13 protein-coding genes are annotated in these 17,070 nt (G+C 40.0%); 8 read left to right on the top strand and 5 right to left on the bottom strand.

Going from position 1 to position 17,070, the window contains the following annotated elements; translation table 11 throughout:
* The first annotated feature begins 2 nt into the window (after positions 1-2).
* The 7 genes from ABJQ32_10150 (at position 3) to ABJQ32_10120 (ending at position 12,755) form a co-directional block, all read left to right on the top strand.
* Positions 3-191, top strand: coding sequence for a hypothetical protein (locus ABJQ32_10150; GenBank protein MEP5290003.1), 189 nt, complete (start codon positions 3-5; stop codon positions 189-191).
* Positions 192-247: 56 nt separating this feature from the next.
* A complete protein-coding gene (locus tag ABJQ32_10145; GenBank protein MEP5290002.1) occupies positions 248-3,985 on the top strand; it encodes a hypothetical protein in 3,738 nt (1,245 codons plus the stop codon).
* On the top strand, positions 3,985-6,906 hold the full coding sequence (locus tag ABJQ32_10140; GenBank protein MEP5290001.1) for a contractile injection system tape measure protein: 2,922 nt from the start codon (positions 3,985-3,987) through the stop codon (positions 6,904-6,906). Before ABJQ32_10145 ends, ABJQ32_10140 begins: the two co-directional genes overlap by 1 nt.
* Entirely contained in the window at positions 6,891-8,246 is a 1,356-nt protein-coding gene (locus ABJQ32_10135) for an ATP-binding protein (protein ID MEP5290000.1), read from the top strand. The genes ABJQ32_10140 and ABJQ32_10135 overlap by 16 nt, the downstream gene beginning before the upstream one ends.
* 79 nt (positions 8,247-8,325) lie before the next feature.
* Positions 8,326-10,140, top strand: coding sequence for a DUF4157 domain-containing protein (locus tag ABJQ32_10130; protein MEP5289999.1), 1,815 nt, complete (start codon positions 8,326-8,328; stop codon positions 10,138-10,140).
* 67 nt (positions 10,141-10,207) lie between these two features.
* Entirely contained in the window at positions 10,208-11,212 is a 1,005-nt protein-coding gene (locus ABJQ32_10125; GenBank protein ID MEP5289998.1) for a M35 family metallo-endopeptidase, read from the top strand.
* Positions 11,213-11,285: 73 nt separating this feature from the next.
* On the top strand, positions 11,286-12,755 hold the full coding sequence (locus ABJQ32_10120) for a DUF4157 domain-containing protein (protein ID MEP5289997.1): 1,470 nt from the start codon (positions 11,286-11,288) through the stop codon (positions 12,753-12,755).
* Between the two features lie 94 nt (positions 12,756-12,849).
* On the opposite strand, the gene ABJQ32_10115 is transcribed toward ABJQ32_10120, so the two are convergent.
* Positions 12,850-12,978 carry a hypothetical protein gene (locus tag ABJQ32_10115; GenBank protein ID MEP5289996.1) on the bottom strand — a complete coding sequence of 43 codons (129 nt, stop codon included), beginning with the start codon at positions 12,976-12,978 and terminating at the stop codon, positions 12,850-12,852.
* A 152-nt stretch (positions 12,979-13,130) separates the two neighbouring features.
* Here ABJQ32_10115 and ABJQ32_10110 point away from each other — a divergent pair, with 152 nt between their 5' ends.
* On the top strand, positions 13,131-13,931 hold the full coding sequence (locus ABJQ32_10110; protein MEP5289995.1) for a M23 family metallopeptidase: 801 nt from the start codon (positions 13,131-13,133) through the stop codon (positions 13,929-13,931).
* A 35-nt stretch (positions 13,932-13,966) separates the two neighbouring features.
* Here the strand turns inward: ABJQ32_10110 and ABJQ32_10105 are convergent, their stop codons facing one another.
* The 4 genes from ABJQ32_10105 to ABJQ32_10090 form a co-directional block, all read right to left on the bottom strand.
* Positions 13,967-14,497, bottom strand: a complete 531-nt coding sequence (locus ABJQ32_10105) for a hypothetical protein (GenBank protein ID MEP5289994.1) — start codon at positions 14,495-14,497, stop codon at positions 13,967-13,969.
* Positions 14,498-14,513: 16 nt separating this feature from the next.
* Positions 14,514-14,984: a LytTR family DNA-binding domain-containing protein gene (locus ABJQ32_10100; GenBank protein MEP5289993.1), complete on the bottom strand. Its 471-nt coding sequence runs from the start codon at positions 14,982-14,984 to the stop codon at positions 14,514-14,516.
* 306 nt (positions 14,985-15,290) lie between these two features.
* Positions 15,291-15,926, bottom strand: a complete 636-nt coding sequence (locus ABJQ32_10095) for a hypothetical protein (GenBank protein MEP5289992.1) — start codon at positions 15,924-15,926, stop codon at positions 15,291-15,293.
* 115 nt (positions 15,927-16,041) lie between these two features.
* Positions 16,042-16,776 (bottom strand): LytTR family DNA-binding domain-containing protein, encoded by a 735-nt coding sequence (locus ABJQ32_10090; protein MEP5289991.1) that lies wholly within the window; start codon positions 16,774-16,776, stop codon positions 16,042-16,044.
* Positions 16,777-17,070: the final 294 nt, after the last annotated feature.

Here is a 17,070-nt window from a genome sequence, read left to right as displayed (position 1 = left end):
TCATGGAAACAATTAATCTAAAACTTACCGTAGAAGAGACCAACAAGATCTTACAATCTTTGGGTAGCTTGCCCTACCTGCAAGTGCATCAACTCATTCACAAACTACAATATCAGGCGGGCGAGCAACTCAATGATCGACTGGCTACTGAAAGTGAAACAGAGCAAGCAGTAGCTGAAGCGAAAAAATAGTCATTCGGTTGTCTTCGGAAACTACTATATCAAGGGCCAGTCCCGCTCATACCAGTATGGACTATACCTTCCTGAGAGAGGTAGGTATGCAGTACATCTGTGATCATGCCGGGGAATGGACCGATCATAATACCCATGATCCGGGTATCACCATCCTGGAAGCACTTTGCTATTCACTGACCGAGCTTGGATACCGGACTAACCATGCGATTGAGGACATCCTTTCCGAAGATGGAAAATCGCTGTTGGGAAAATACCAACCGTTTTTTGCTCCAGAAGAAGTTTTACCAAACGCACCACTATCGGTCAATGATTTTCGAAGAATAGTCATCGACTTGCCAGGAATAAAGAACTGCTGGATCGAAAAAAGCTTTCGCTCCGAGCAGAGCTTGTTTTTATCTGAAGCAAATTTAGGCGATCCATCTGATTCTAAGATGAAATACAGCGGAGACGAAAATGATCGGGTCGATCTTAAGGGGATGTATGAGGTACTGTTAGAGTTCGAGGAAGAAGAGCTCAATGCCTATGAATTCAAGAATAGGTTTGAGTTCAGCGATGGATCTAAATACTTTGTATTTGACGCTGTGGTCATTTTTCCACATTGGGAGGAACTGGCTTTTTCTGATGAAGTAAGGGATGCTGTCCGGATTCTTGAAATAGAAATATCTGAAATCTTCGATAAAGAATCAAATAAAGAAGATGAACTCTCCGGTAGCCTATTTAAGATCAATACCATCATAGATGGAGAAGAGCGGGTGATTCCTTTCAAACTCAATCCATTAGCTCTTTACGAGCGAGAAGGGCATCAACTGGGTACTAAGGTTATGTTATCAGGTGAGGCAATTATTCCGTTCATCGCTGATCAGGTCTTACCTTTTATTGAACCATTACTTCCGGAATACATTGCGAGGATCAACCGTTCACGAAAGTTGGCTAACAAAGTATTTCAACTATTGCATGATCATAGAAATCTCTGCGAAGACTTTGTTGGGGTCCGTAGTGCCAGAAAGCAGCTCGTAGGAGTATTGGCAAATGTGGAGGTCAAGCCTCATAGTGATGTTAATATGGTTCTTGGGAAAATATATGATCTGTTAGATCAGTATTTAGACCCTCCCATTAAGCGTAAGAGTGTGGAGTCACTGAAAGATCAAGGGTACGATCTGGAGGACATTTTGCAAGGCCCTCTTTTGTATCATGGCTTTATCAGTGATGCTGACATAGAGGCAGCAGCCGATCGAGAGACTATTTATGCCTCTGATCTGGTCAGTCTGATTATGGGAATTGATGAAGTGATTGGAGTAAGTGGATTGGAATTCACGAATCTGGCAGAGCATAGAACGATTTATGAAGAAATTTCAGACTTCCTGGTGCTGGATCCTAAGATCTATAAACCTCGGCTAGGTACGGAGTATTGCCAAATCTCCTTTCTAGATCAATATGCGGATGCTGAAAAAGCGCAACAGTATTTTCACCAATTTCGAAGGGAACGTAGAGATGATCCAATGACGCTTTTACGTAAAGTGATGCCAGAAGGTGAATCATGGGAATTGGATTCCTATGATTCCGTTCAAAATGATTTTCCTAATGTGTACCACATTGGGGATGAAGGAATAAGCGATGCACAATCTGAGAAGCGAAAAGCACAGGCTAAGCAATTGAAAGGATATTTAGTGGTTTTTGATCAATTATTGGCAGACTACTTATCTCAATTATCCCATACCAAGGATCTTTTTTCTCTTGACCCTCGTCAATCGAGAACTTATTTCCCTAAACCTGTCTATGATGTTCCCCACGTATCCAATCTTCTCAAAGCTTTTTTAGCTGACCAAAACAATGTTGAAGATCCAACGGAAGCATGGCAATACTTTAAAAAGGATCCTGAAAACGAATACATCCGAACAATCAATCACATTTCAGAAAATGAAAATACATTCCTGAGAAGACGCAATGAAGTACTCGATCACTTGCTGGCTAGGCATGGTGAAGATTTCGATGATCTGGGTCGCATGATGTCCTTGCATCAAATCAATGATGCACATACAGTTATTGCCGATAAATTAGATTTCCTCAATGATTATCCGACCTTGAGTAGGGATCGAAGCACTGCTTTCAATTACAAAAAAATCGACGTTAATCATTACCCTGACGTATGGGAAAGCAAAAACATTTCAGGATTTGAACGAAGACTTTATGCTAAGCTAGGGCTTGAAAATTACCAGAGACGTGACTTTCATTCTGGGAAATTGACTAACAAGTACGTAGAGATCTACCAGGAGGAAGACCTGGATGATATTGATGAATATCGGTTTCGGATAAAGGATGAGAAGGGAAGCGTGTTGCTAAGTAGTACTAAACAATTTTTCGAGTTAGAAGAGCTTCACCGGGAATTGGACACGTTGATCCATTCAAGTTTTCATTCCTACAACTATCGGTGCGAATGTGCTCAGGACGGGACATTCTATTTTAATGTGTTAGATCCAACAGGAGACATTGTCGGACGTAGGATTGCTTACTTTGATACACACCAAGAAGTTCATAAAGAGATCGAGCATACAATCGAATTCATGCGATCAAGGTTTGCAAATGAACGGCTTTACGTCTTGGAACACCTCTTGCTGAGACCAAAAATCAGGCAAACAGTTACTTCATCGAGCCTGCTCAATCGCATTAGTTACTTTGATGAAGAGCGATTGCTGTATACTCCAAACCAATCAGGTGAAGAAGATACACCTCTATCATTGGAGAGGTATTATCGAATCAAAAAAAGTCCAAAGGATACACAAGTGGAAACAGGATTTGGCACACGGGCAAAATTTGTTGACACTTACGAATTTGAAATAGGAGATAGATCTGGTGAAGAAGAAGGTTTTCAGTGGTGGTTAAAGAGTGGTACTTATCAGAATGTTTACGAGCTGAAAGAAAAACTCAGCTTGAGTGCCAGATACATCTCGGATAAAAGGAGATATGAAATCCATAAAGCAACAAAGCAAAAGTACGAGATCCGATTGACGGATATAGAAGGCCAAATGATAGCCACTTCATCCAGAACAACTCGAAAAGAAGAACTTGAAGATTTGATCGAAGGAATCGTTGCTCACTTTTCCAAGATCAAGTCTTTACCGGTCTTTTTGGAAGACCAGTTGTTACCCCCGCTTCAGGTTACCAAGGAACAGGCGGTCGAACCGTATTCTTTTAAGGTAAGTGTGGTGCTCCCCTTGCATACCGGTCGGTTTTGTCACCCTGCCTTTAGGTCTTTGGCTGAAACTAAGATCATAGAAGAGCTTCCCGCCCATATTTTACCTGAGATCTACTGGGTACATCCGGAAGGGTTTGAGCGATTTGAGCGGGCATATAGGGGCTGGTTATTAATGAATGCAGCAGAAAAATCAATGGATCCGATCCTGCAGGAACATTATGCCTACGATTTGAACAGGGCTCATCGGAAATTATTAGATGCTTTACAGGAAATACATGATAACCATGGGATCGGGGAAGAGGGAATGGAAATCGTGCCTAAGAAACCATTGACAGAATCAGATGGACGGAATGAATCAGCTAAGGATGATGTGATTTCATTCCATAAAGATTTTTTGGTTTCTCCTCGTCCCACAGACTATTGGGAAATCGGAGAGATGAGTATCGGGAAAGAGTTTGTCATTGGCCATACGTGTGAATACTACCCGGGCATTGGTGATATGAGGATGGGAGATACCTTTCGAGTAACTCGCCATGATGAATTAACGAAAAGGGGAATTGGACGAATGCGTATCAACAAAAACTTTGACGTAGAATAATGGGAGGACAGCAGCATAAACTGAAAACATTACTTCTGGAGGTACAGGCACCTGAATCCTCAGATACGTTCGTACTACATCGAAGATGCAGTGACGTGATGCATGGTGCACTGGAATCAGTGTTGAAAGAAGTATGTGATGAGTTCATTCCTGAAAATGTACACCTTCGTTTAGAATCATTACCACTTGATTTGGGAGATATCATGCTGGAAGATCTTGAGGAAGAAATGCCCAAACGAACACGTGAAAAACTACGAACAATTCTTCCTGATATATTGAGGGAATCGGATGGGGCTGATCAACCACAGCTGTCAGAAATGTCACCGGAAGTCGTAGATGAAGAGCTGTTACTAAGCTATTTGAAAACGGGTGCTGTTCCCTGGTGGGCTGCATCCGGGCCAGACCTCTCCATTGAAACCATTCTAGATCGAATGACTACTTCTCAAGCAGATCAATTGAAGTTGCTATTAAGTACTGCCTTGAAGGATCCGAAGTGCATAAGAAGAATGGTCATGCAATGTTCTTTAACCACCATAGAGAAGGTAGCTAACTGGCTTATGCCGAATCCGTCCAACTCGACTCAGCATGTAGAGTTCGATAGTTGGTTGATCAAAAGAATGTGGAACTCGGGTCTGGTGTCCGTTTCCATTCAGGAAATGCTTGAACGATATCTGGAGTTCCTGGTTGATAATCCTAGGCAAGAAGAAGCATGGGTGGATCATGTTTTTAGACTGATGGGTAAGAAAGGTGCTTCAATTCAAAAGTTGATTGATGATGCTCCCACTTCATTCAGGCAACAAATCGAAGAAAGCTGGAAACGCTGTGAAAAGAAGCTGAGTGATGAGAAAATAAACCAGAACCTACTCGGTAGTCCTCAAAAACTACAAACCCCTCTGGCATTAACGATTACTTCAAACGCATCCGAAGAGAACCAGGTATATGATGCTGCTTCCCACGATTCAGGTAAACAAAATCAGGAGCAAAACTCAGAACACCATAAAAAGAAGCAGGCTGTAGAGGAGGAAAATGAAAGAAAACAATCAGGTAGTCAGAAAGGACTCAAGCGTTTTCTTGAATCGGAGATCGCTTCAGGTTTATTTGGGAAGTGGGAGTTTTTGTTAAAGCAGTTTAGCAAAGAAGAGTGGACATCCTTTTTGAAAGAAAACCTAATGTATGGTATTGGTTCAACGGAGTGGATGGATAAGATCACAGATGATCAACTAAGAGAGCTATTCAAAATTCTGGATGTTGAAATCGTGAATGGGCAAGAAGTGTTGTTCCTGGTTACTTTGTTTAAAGAGATTGAAATTCCTGGCACAATCGTCACGCATGTTCGTCGTTGGATATGGGAAAAGGCTTTTCTTCGGAGCATTAAGCGTACAGATCAGCTGCCGCTTTTACATTCGGTGCTTGGATATATTGCCGGCAACACGGAAGTGACCTATCAGGATCTGGTTACTAACGTTCATTCAGCGATTCAGCAATTTGAAAATCGGAATACCTACGTATCAAGCTACGATCGGCTACTGAGCGAGGATGAGTCAGTGACTTCTTCTTTTTCTAAGAAAGAAGAAAAAAAGTCCTCGTTAGACGAGCAGGTAAATGCCTGGTTGATGGACTTGCAGAAGGCCATGGATCAGGGAAGGTTGGATGAGGTTGAACACCTTATTTATCAGATGCATGCCGAAGGAAAATTCCTTCTTACCGAAGAACAACGAAAAGCGCTGGTCAGGATGCTCGTTAGCGAAAGTAGATTCGGGTTGATCCAGCAGTTTGACCATATCTTATTAGTCCGAATTACCTACTTAACAGATGCTGATCATGTTGTACGATTTGTTCCTCTCATTGAGGATTTGATGACCATTTGCCTGGTATACGAAAAGAACTTCATTAGTTCATCCGAGAAAGCTAAATCGTTACCTACTACCTTACTAATGGAAACAAAGGAATGGCTATGGAAAAGTATTTGGACGCTTGAAAGTGGTGCCAGGTCGGCAGATTACCTGATTAAAGGTTGGCTTGAACAAATCGCTTCTTTTCAGGTAAAACCCTATCAAAAGATAGCTGCTCAATTTGCCAGAATCGTTACCTTCCTGGAAGATAAGGGTCATACCTTTTCGAGTTCCTTATCTTCTTTCTTCGCAACATTGGAAGGCAATGATCTGCAGAATATCTCTTCACCCAAGAAGGAAATCAGAGAGGTTCCTGAACATGATACAAGTAGCTGGATTCATCCAAAAACACCTAACAAAACCAGCGAACCACAGGTGGATAGCGACGACCTACCAAACATCGATGATGACATGTCGATCATAGGAGGAGACAATGAAAATTCTGGTACTCACTCTGAGGACAACCTGACTTTGGAGCATTTGATGAGTAAGCATCAAACAGAAGAGTATGACCAGACTAAAGCCTATTTCATTGACAATGCAGGCGTGATCTTGTTAGCTTCTTTTTTACCGGCATTTTTTAAAAACCTTGGATTATTGAACGATACCAGGTCCTTCGTGGATGAAGAGGCTCGCATTCGGGCCATCCATCTAGTACAGTTCCTGGTGTCAGGCGAAACCCAACACCCGGAACACTTGCTGACGTTCAATAAACTGATCTGTGGATTACCTCTTCAAACACCAGTTCCTCTTGAACTGAGTATTTCAAAGGAGGAAAAGGCAGAATCGGACGACCTGTTGACCTCCGTGATAAACAACTGGAGTGTTCTTAAGAATACTTCGATTGAAGGCTTGAGAACCTCATTTCTACAAAGACAAGGAAAACTGTCGCTCATAGAGGATGGTTGGAGGTTGGATGTAGAAGAAAGGCCCTACGACATGCTCCTGGAACACCTTCCCTGGGGCATTAACATCTGTACACTACCCTGGAACGATTACTTTATTTATACCGAATGGCACCACAACTAAACGATAGAATTGCAACAGAATTTGCTGAGGAACTAGCGTGGTTCACTCGTGTCCTTGAAACTCGACTGAAGTTGTACTTCGGTCATGAATGTGAATATGCAAACATTCATGAAGTAATTCCACCTGACCTTGTCAATAGTCATACCCCATACGCTAGGCTTATTGATCAATTGAAATTGAATATCAATCAACGCTTGCTGCTATTGCTGACATTAGTACCCCATCTGCAGCCTCAATTGCTGGATCCCTTTTTTGTGAAGAATGCTACCTATGACCGTGAGTTCACTGAGTTTGGAGGACAAAAAGGCAAAAGTCACACTGGTTTTTTACCTACTGGTGAAACTGCGCTATTTCTGCTGGCGGGCGATCATCTCTCAGATCGAATGAAGTGCTTACAGCTCTTTGAAAAGCAAGATCCATTGATCAAGAACAAGGTAGTTAGGATGGAATCTGGTGAAGGGGTAAGTGAGCCTTCTTTAAGTGGTCTACTGAGTGTTTATGAAAATTACCTTCACTTCTTGCTGACTGGAGAGGAGCAGAAGATGAGTTATAGCGTCGACTTTCCTGCTCAACTGCTCACCACTGATATGGAATGGGATGACTTGGTGTTAAATCAATCTATTAGAAGTCAAATCGATGAAATTTTGGTGTGGATGGAGCATGGAGATAAGCTTCTGGTGGAGTGGAACATGCATCGAAAAATCAAACCTGGTTATCGAGCACTCTTTTATGGTCCACCGGGGACTGGTAAGACTTTGACAGCCACTTTATTAGGGAAGGCTATGCAGCGTGATGTCTATCGCATTGACTTATCTAAGGTGGTATCCAAATACATTGGAGAAACCGAGAAGAATCTAGCCAAAGTGTTTGATTTAGCAGAAAACAAGCAATGGATCTTGTTTTTTGATGAGGCGGATGCACTGTTTGGTAAGCGCACTACCGTTAGTAGCTCGCACGATCGCTACGCCAATCAGGAAGTGTCTTACCTCTTGCAGCGTATCGAAGACTTCCCAGGTGTCGTGATTCTGGCTTCCAATATGCGTGGCAACCTGGATGAAGCCTTTACCAGGCGTTTTCAATCCATTATCCATCTCCCCATGCCTGAACAGGCTGAGCGGTTAGAGCTATGGAAAAGAGGATTTTCTGAGCATTGTGAATTGGATATAGCGGTTGATTTGGACCAATTAGCCAAAAGCTATGAGTTGGCAGGAGGATCAGTAATGAATGTAATTCGATACGGTAGCCTGATGGCATTGAATAGAAACAGTAACAATATCCGACTGGAGGACCTAAAAAAGGGAATTCAAAAGGAATTTTTAAAAGAAGGAAAAACAATCTAAGATCTCACTAAGAAATTCCCCTCCTCGGAGGGGCTAGGGGTGGGTCATCGAGTAGAAATAAAAACAACCTTATAAAACCATGTTCAGCAACTCAGACAAAGAAACCTCCCCACGCAAACGCGACGCAGGGGCTCAGCGCAAAGGAGTCGTTCAAACCAAAATCAAGGTAGGTGACCCCAATGACAAGTATGAACATGAGGCAGATGCGATGGCCGATAAGGTGATGAGCATGCCCGCACCCAAAATCTCCCCCTCTGGAGCGGTCCAACGTTTTGGGGGATTAAGGGGGAGGCATTTAAGTATCCAACAAAAATGCACGGCCTGTCAACAAGAAGAAGCACAAACCAAACCTTTAGCCAGTTTGATTACCCCATTGGTTCAACGACAATCTTTCGAGGAGGAAGATGCTGTTCAGAGCAAATCCATCCAACGCATGCCCATTGAAGAGGAGGAACCCATTCAATCAAAACGAATCCAGCGGATGGAAGACGATAAAGAACTGGCAACAAAACCGATCCAAAGAATGAGTGCTGAGGAGGAAGAGCCTATGACCAAGAGGATTCAACGGATGCCTCCTGAAGAAGAGGAACCACTTCAGGGAAAATCCATCCAACGAAAAACGAATGGATCAAAAGAAGTTGGGTCTTCTTTAGAATCTCAGCTAAACGCAAGTAAGGGTGGAGGCAATCCATTACCTGCGGAAACAAACGAGTTCATGAGCTCCCGCTTTGGGACGGATTTCAGCGGTGTGAAAGTACATACCGACAGCAATGCGGTGCAAATGAACAAAGAGCTAAACTCGCAGGCCTTTGCTCATGGCAACCACATTTACTTCAATCAAGGAAGGTACGATACGAATAGTAGTTCAGGTAAACATTTGCTGGCGCATGAACTGACACATACGGTGCAGCAGGGGGGAGGATTAAAAGAAAAGAAATATAGAGTTACCCCTAGAAAGTCAAAAATAATGAAAAAGGGAAGTGGGCTATCTTTTAGGCTGCCAATGAGCAAACGAAGTGAACTCATCAGAGTTACTGGTGATAGAATAGTAACTTGTTCTAGCTATTTCAGAACGGCTCTACTTGAGGTTAAGGTTAAGGTTGCAAATATGCTAAAGGCTCAAAAAGAAGCTGCATCAATTATTTTGGAAATTGCTCTTGGTTTTTTGATGCCAGGAATTGGAAAACTATTGGGTAAAGGTTTAGCCGCTTTTGCTAAACTATTGCCTGTATCTGCATCAACTACCCAGTATAGACTCGCTTTGGCACTCCTAGATGATAAAAGAACTAAAAGCCTTTTTTTAAAGGCCACTGAGACCGGAAGAAAATTGGCCAGTATTAATGCACAGAACCAGCTATCATCAATAACTGGGGATTCTAAATATGAAGCTTTTTTTGAGGTCTTGAAAAAATCAGCTGCTCAGGGGTTTGATAAGTTGAATAATAATTTATCAATTAAAAATAACAGAGAACTTGGAATTTTGTTCTTGGCTTTTGATCCAACCAAGGAGCAATATGGTAAGTTAATCGAAGTTTTAGTTTTTAAGTTTCAAAATGAAATCAAACCAATTGGTGAAAAGACGGATGACGGAAGGTATGGAACTATTAAAGCTCGATGGATAGAAGGGGCTAACCGCAAGGTACTTGCATTAACTGGCGAAGGTCGTTTTTACAATGTCGGTTCAGGACCAAGATATTACAGACTAATTTCATCTGAAATGAAAACACTTGCTCTACAAGCCACTAAGTCGATCAATTATAACAAAATTCCAACTATAAAATGGACAGGTTTAGAAAAAGGATCTGCCCCATCTGATTTGGGTAAAGAATTGGATGCAAATAAGATTTCAGATGAAAATTGGCGTAGAAAATATGTTATCGTTGAATACAATTAAGATCTTAATTACAGATCGGATGAATACCATTAATTTGGAGAAATCCTTATAAAAAAAGGAGTATAATATGTTTACTAGCAGTTATTCTAAAACAAGACATGTTACTAAATCAATACATAATAAGCCTTCTAAAAATGGCGATAGTATAAAAAAAAATATTCATACAGGTGTTTATGAAAAAGCAAAAGGAACAAAAGCAATTGCAGATCTTATCAGTCCATCGCATAAAGGAGTTATAAATAATAATAGCAATCGAATTATTCAGAAGAAAAGCAACGATCCATATGAAGTTATCTTGCCGGTGGAGAAAAACAAACCGGGCAAGATTAAAAATGTAAAGAGTATTGGCACTGCAATATGGAATATTTACAAGGACACAAAACATGGATTAAGTAGGGCTAACAACTTAGCTATTCGGGCCTACATCATTAAGTTGAATGGTCCCGTTTCTAACTGGAGAAAAGTCCCTACTAATAGAGAATTCTTCATGCCATCATTAGAGTCTGTCAAGGAGCGACTTTCAGCTAATAAAAAACCAAATGGATTCAAATTGGGCAAGGAACAATTTGATAATTGTACACCTATTCAACGTCGAAAAATAGCGAATGAAATAAAGAGTTCTCTCAGAAAAGTAATTGCCGCACGTAAAGCACTGGAGCTGATTAAAAATAATCCAAAGATTATACCAAATCATTACAAAAACCTTCTTAAGAGACACTTTCGATTAAATAGTGATATAAATATAATGTTGGAGAAGCTCAATAAAATAGAGATGTCCTTCTCTAAGGGCCTTGAGTTTGAATGTGACAATAGTTGTAAATCTAATATAGAGGCTTATGTGCCTTACTATTTCTTTGGTTTGATAGCAGGTGATGTTCATATATGTTTCTATTATTTCCATACTATCTCAAGCTTTCAAAGAAGGAGAATTATAATTCACGAAATAGCTCATAAGTATGCCGGTATAGATGATCATGCTTATAAATGGGAGACTTCAAAATATGCCGGGTTAAAAGCAGACAAGACGATCGATAATGCTGATAGCTACGCCTACTTTGCGATGGAATTGTAAGAACTGGTATTGTACCAAGACTCCCACTGGTGCAAGCTACTTGTTGTATATATCTTAAATATTGATCCGGTCCATGCATTACTCCAGCACCAAATCAGCCCAAACTTCAAAAAATTCTACCTCCAAAAGAGGTGGAGTAAAGCAACCTGCGAAGAAGCCCCCTATTCAGCCAAAAACTGAAAAAAGATCTCATTCATCAGAAGACCTGGATTTTGAACACGTCAATACAAAGCCAATCACAGGATTGGTCAGAACCATCCAGCGAAAAGGAGGATCGGGTGAAGTAAGTGCTTCATTGGAATCCCGTCTGAGCAATAGCAAGGGTGGAGGAAATTCCCTTCCTCAGGAGACCAATGAGTTTATGAGCTCTCGATTTGGTACGGGTTTCAGTGGGGTGAAAGTCCATACAGACAGCAGTGCAGTGCAGATGAATAAAGAACTAAACTCTCAAGCTTTCGCCCATGGTAACCACATCTACTTCAACCAGGGAAAGTATGATACGAGCAGCAGTTCAGGGCAGCACCTACTGGCACACGAGTTGACGCATACAGTGCAGCAGTTTAAAGGATCTGCTAATAAAGTAAACAAAAAACCCGCGGAAAAAGATCATTATTACTTTAGACCGGTGACACAGTTTAGTAGGCTCAATAGATTGCTTAATATGATTGGTATTAGGCTGGTATTGATTGATAAAAAAGCTATGGTGAAACCTCCGAAAAAGAAACACGCTGATGAACATTGGGAGGCAAAATTGGAATATACCTCGATTACTCCTTCTAAAGTAAAAAGTGCTTTGGGGACTGGTCCTCATTTCATTTCGAAAAAAGATGATATAAAAGCGATCATAAAGTTTGTCGAAGCATTTAGAAAGAGTTATCCCAAGACATTTTTAGATATTCAAGCAAAAGACCTGAAAGATGCCCCACCTATAACAGATGATGAGGGAAAGCCCTCTTGTATACCTACTTTCAATAATGCAATAGTAGAGTTGTATGGTGATAATCCAATAAAAGGTAAAAAAGTATTGGAGCGAGGAGATCTGTCAGGCACAGCCTTTGGATCAATTAAAAAGTTGCAGAAATTAGGGTTGGCAGAAAAATCTGTGAAAGTTGGTGCTAACAAGTCAGGATTTAATAAAAGTGTTGACGATTTAATTATAAAGACTGTAAAGAAGGAAAAGCACGATGGTTACTATGCTTTTCTAATGTCCTTATATAATGGTTTTCATTCGGTCATTCTTATTGCTAATAGAATTACAAGTGGTGGTACGGTAAATATCGAATTGATCTGGAAAGATCAACATGGTTTGAAAGTGTTTGGCAAAGCAGGAATTGATGCCAAAGCTAAAAGGTACATTACATTATTAATCGCGCATACTGAAAATGAACACCAGGAAAAAACAGCTCAGAAGGTGTACAAGAAATCTTATAGGGATTTAGATGGAAGACAAAAGAAGGAGGTCGATGCAAGGATAAAGAAAACCTGGGTACAGGATCTAAAGAAAACATTGATCAGCCAACTTAAGCAGAAAGAAGTGAAATGAATACGATTCAATTTGTAGACATTCCCATCAAGATAAATGTGTGCTCATATGTATTTCAATCCTTTGCTACAGCATTTGGCTTGCTTTACTTGATCTAACATATTGAATCAATCAATGCATCAACCCACCACCAAATCGTTCCAAACTTCAAAAACATCTTCTCCGAATCGACGTGGAGCAAGGCAGCCTGCCAAACAATCTCCCATCCTGCCCCAGGCTTCATCCACTCCCATCAATTTAATTCGGAGAAAAGGGAAATTATCGAATAATTATATTTCAAGAAAAAAGCAGAAAGACGAAAGCTGGATAGCCTATGCCATATAAATAAACAAAGCCAAGGGGCATAAATCAACCAAAGGACTTTTAGATAAGCTTTTGGAAATATCAGGAAACAAGAAACATTACGATAGAGCACTAAAGGATAACGGACGTATTACTGCCAATTTTGTCTATTTGGTATTGTCTGTTCAAAAGGAACTTTTCCCATTGAAGAAGGAAAGGAGAGAATGGGACGGGATACTAGGAGATAATACATTTGAAAGAGGAGAAGCTGCTTTGAATGCAGGACTATCATTTGAAAACATTATTAATGTCATTCTGAATTTTTTTAAAACTGTGGGATCCACTGCATCTCACTGGTGGAATGCCTTTATTGGATGGCTAAAAGGTAGGGATGTAACAAAAATTACTAAGGAAAAAGGAGGAGTGAGATTGCCTTTAAGCAGCAAAGGGTCTGGATACGGATGGCGCGGGGCAATTGGCTCCAAAGGACGTCATTTTCATCGAGGATTGGATCAACCGACGAGATATCTTAGTAAGGATAATAAGGGAGAAATTCCTGTAGGAGTTGTTGCTAAAGGAACGGTAGTATTTGTTCGCAAGGATTATAAAAACACATATCCTGATGGGCCGGTAACTTATGGCGCAGTAGTTTATGTTAATCATGGAAATGGATTGGTCACAAGATATGGTCATTTATCAAAAATTGATGTTGGTAAGGGACAAGAGTTGGTTGAAGGTGAGATCATAGGCATTACCGGAAACTCAGGATTTTCAACAGGACCACATTTACATTTTGAGATAAGAAAGAATGTAAAGGATAAAAATGGACATGACGGTACATCAGTTAATCCTAAAATTTTTAATTGGGACAAATGGAATGACGACAATTCCTAAAGTCCCATGCTAGCACTTGTTTGGAACGAGTGCCTTTATGTCTTCAACCCCTCCATACTCTTCTTCATCTCCGCCATCATTACCTCCATCTCTTTTCTAAACTTCTCTACATGCAGTTTCTTTGCTGCTAAGTAGGCCGTTAGAAAAGCAGTAACGAATGTAGCTACAAGCGCAGTAATGATGTCTACGATCGTGAGACGCCAGGCAATGGTACCAACCGTACTGAGTAGGGTAGATTTCACATCTCCGAGTTCATTATCAACTTTATCAAACGTATCATCCAGTCTACCTTCCGCTTTCGAGACCTGATCATCCAGTCGTTGCTCAATGGCTGCTACTTTCTGATCCATGCGACCGATCTGCTCATCCATTTTGTTTTCATATTTCTGCAATTGATCATCCAGCTTGTTCTCGTATTTATCAAAAACCTGATCCAGCTCTTTTTGCATCTGCTCCACAAGCTTTTTGGGATTAGGAAATTGTTCATCTTTTGCCTCATCAGGAGACTTTGTAGATAGGAAAAGCATGCTTGCTATTAGCAAAGCGAATAAGGTTGTGTTTTTCATAACTTTTGAGTTGAGGCTAGATTCGATTAAAGTAGGTCTGAAGATTTTTTCGATATTGTTCACTTACAGGAATTCGCTTGTCCCGATAAAAAACATTCGCTTCAGAGAAAGAATCAATATTTTCAAGATTGATGGTGTAAGAGCGATGGACGCGCATGAATGGATAGGCAAGCTCCTTGCAGCTTTGAGTCAGATTTCGAGAAATTGTGTAATTCTTATTATTGGTACATATGAGTGTGTAGGCTCCTTGAGCTTCCAGGTACAGGATATCGCAGTAGAGAATTTTGTCAAACCGAATGCCGTTTCTAACAAATATTCCAGGTACACATGATCGATAGATACCTTTTGCTTTTGCGATTTTAGCCTCTTGTTTTTTTTCCAGTAATACAGTCAAAGGATTGTTTACTGGTAAATTAATCTGAATTTGTACGCCGTTCTCCTCCTCCTTCCACTCCACCTGTGCACTGGTTGTGTTGAGTTGGTTCATGTTGGTGAGTTTTATGAATGTAAAGTCTTATTAAGATACTTTGAATTGGAAGCAAGAAGGAATCTTTTAAGCGATTTATACAAAAAATACCTTAAAAAGGGTAGTGCAACTATTCGTATTTAAAGTTTGAATAGTACTTTAAGATGGAGGCTTGAAAAAATGGACAAATGATCTGTGTTAAAATGTTTCTTGTTCTGTAGTCGAGGTGTGTCGGGATGAACAATACGATCTTCTAGCAAGCAAGACCCTACTGCACAAAACAGTAGAGTCCTTGGTTGATCCGACACAGCTGGTTTAGGATTTTAACTAATTCAAACTAAAATGACTATTTGAGAGATGTTCAAAACGCTCCAGAAATTTGCTCAATTTTTCTTCTGGACTTAGACCCAACTTCTTTTTTAACCTCCTCTTGGATTGAAATACAGCTCCCGTCGTGACGTTCATTACATTCGATATCTCTTTGTTGGTCAGATTCATTTTTAAGAAGGCTAACAATTTCAGATCCTGTTTGCTAACAGCAGGGTATTGCTTTTCGATTTTATCGAAAAATTTTGAATTCATATTATTGAAACAAAATTTCATTGACTCAAGCGAGCGTTTCGTGTTTTTCAGTTCTCTATAAAACTGACGTATTTCCAAAGTTACTTTGTTAACATCTTGTCGTCCGTTTGATGTTTTTTCTACAAATTTTTCAATATTATCATCCACCGTCATTAAGTGGAGAGACATACTGGAAATCTGCCTGGTTTTTTTTTGGAGCTCCTCGTTGAGTTCTTTAATACTCGAGGATAAGTTTTCGTATTCTTTAGCTAAGTTCTTCGCATTTTTTCTTGCTCCACGATAGTTGATGTAGAGTATTATTAGCGATAGAATAGAAATGATCAATATTCCCCAAATGATCCATTCCGAAGAATTAAGATGAGAGCCTATATTCTTGAGCATAATAAGAAGAGGTTAATCTTATACTCTAAAGTCCCTCTTTTAAAGGTTATGCAATGTTAAGTTATTGGTTTGGTTGGGTTGGATGAGAGAACGGCTTGATCGAATGAGCGACCACTTAACTGATTTTCATCAATTTGGTGAATGTATCTCTTTTATTTCTTGCTAGAGGAATCATACTCTCATCTATCATTTTGATACTTCCCCCTTCTTTTTTGTCAAAGGATTTAACCAATTTTAGATTGATCAAGAATGAACGATGAGTTCTGAAAAAGCCCAATGGCCTTAGAATATTTTCATACCCTTTCAATGTTTTTGAAATGGTTATTTCGCTACCGTCAAGGAAGAAGAAAGAAGTATAGTTGTTTTCAGATTGGCAATATATAATGTCGTTGATTGCAACAAAATATACCGAGTTAATATCCTTTAGAACAATTTTTTCAATGGAGTCAGAGTGAATGTCTTCCGTCAACTTGTCTAACTGTCCAGAGCTGATTGGCGAAGCTTCGATAGCTTTTTCTAGTGCCTCTTCAAATTCTCTAGGCTCTATTGGTTTTAAGATATAATCAAGAGCGTTAAACCTGAAGGCTTTGACAGCATATTCATTATGACCAGTAACGAAGATGATTTTAAAGTTGATTTCTTCAAAATGAGAAAGGAAATCAAAACTTGTTCCCCCTTCCAGATTAATATCCAAAAAGGCCAGATCTGGGTGAAATTCTTTAGTGATAGTGATAGCCTCGTTGATATCACTGGCTTCTCGAACAGTGTATTCAGAATCCATGAACCGATCGAGGTAAGATTTTACAGAAAGACGAGCATGTAACTCATCATCCAGAATCAGGATGTTCATGATGGTATACTTTTACATTTCAATCCACAAACACCATTTAGGATATTATAATTAATTGAAATAGTTGATAGTTACTTCAAAGTAAAATAGTTACACTTGAAAAGTACGATCAGAGTGGTAGACAATTTGGTGACAAACTTAAATTTTATTTAGTAATCGATTTGCTTGATAATTCATTGCTTGGTATTTCAAACCTTTGAAAGAATCTGATTACCCAATTCCTAAAGATATTTACAGCAGTACTCTACTGTCGTAGTTTTGTAGGGCACTAGAATTACTTCTCAGCCATTGTCC

The sequence above is a fragment of the Marinobacter alexandrii genome (assembly GCA_039984955.1).
Lineage (GTDB): Bacteria > Bacteroidota > Bacteroidia > Cytophagales > Cyclobacteriaceae > Ekhidna.
This window is presented reverse-complemented; position numbering and strand designations above follow the sequence as displayed.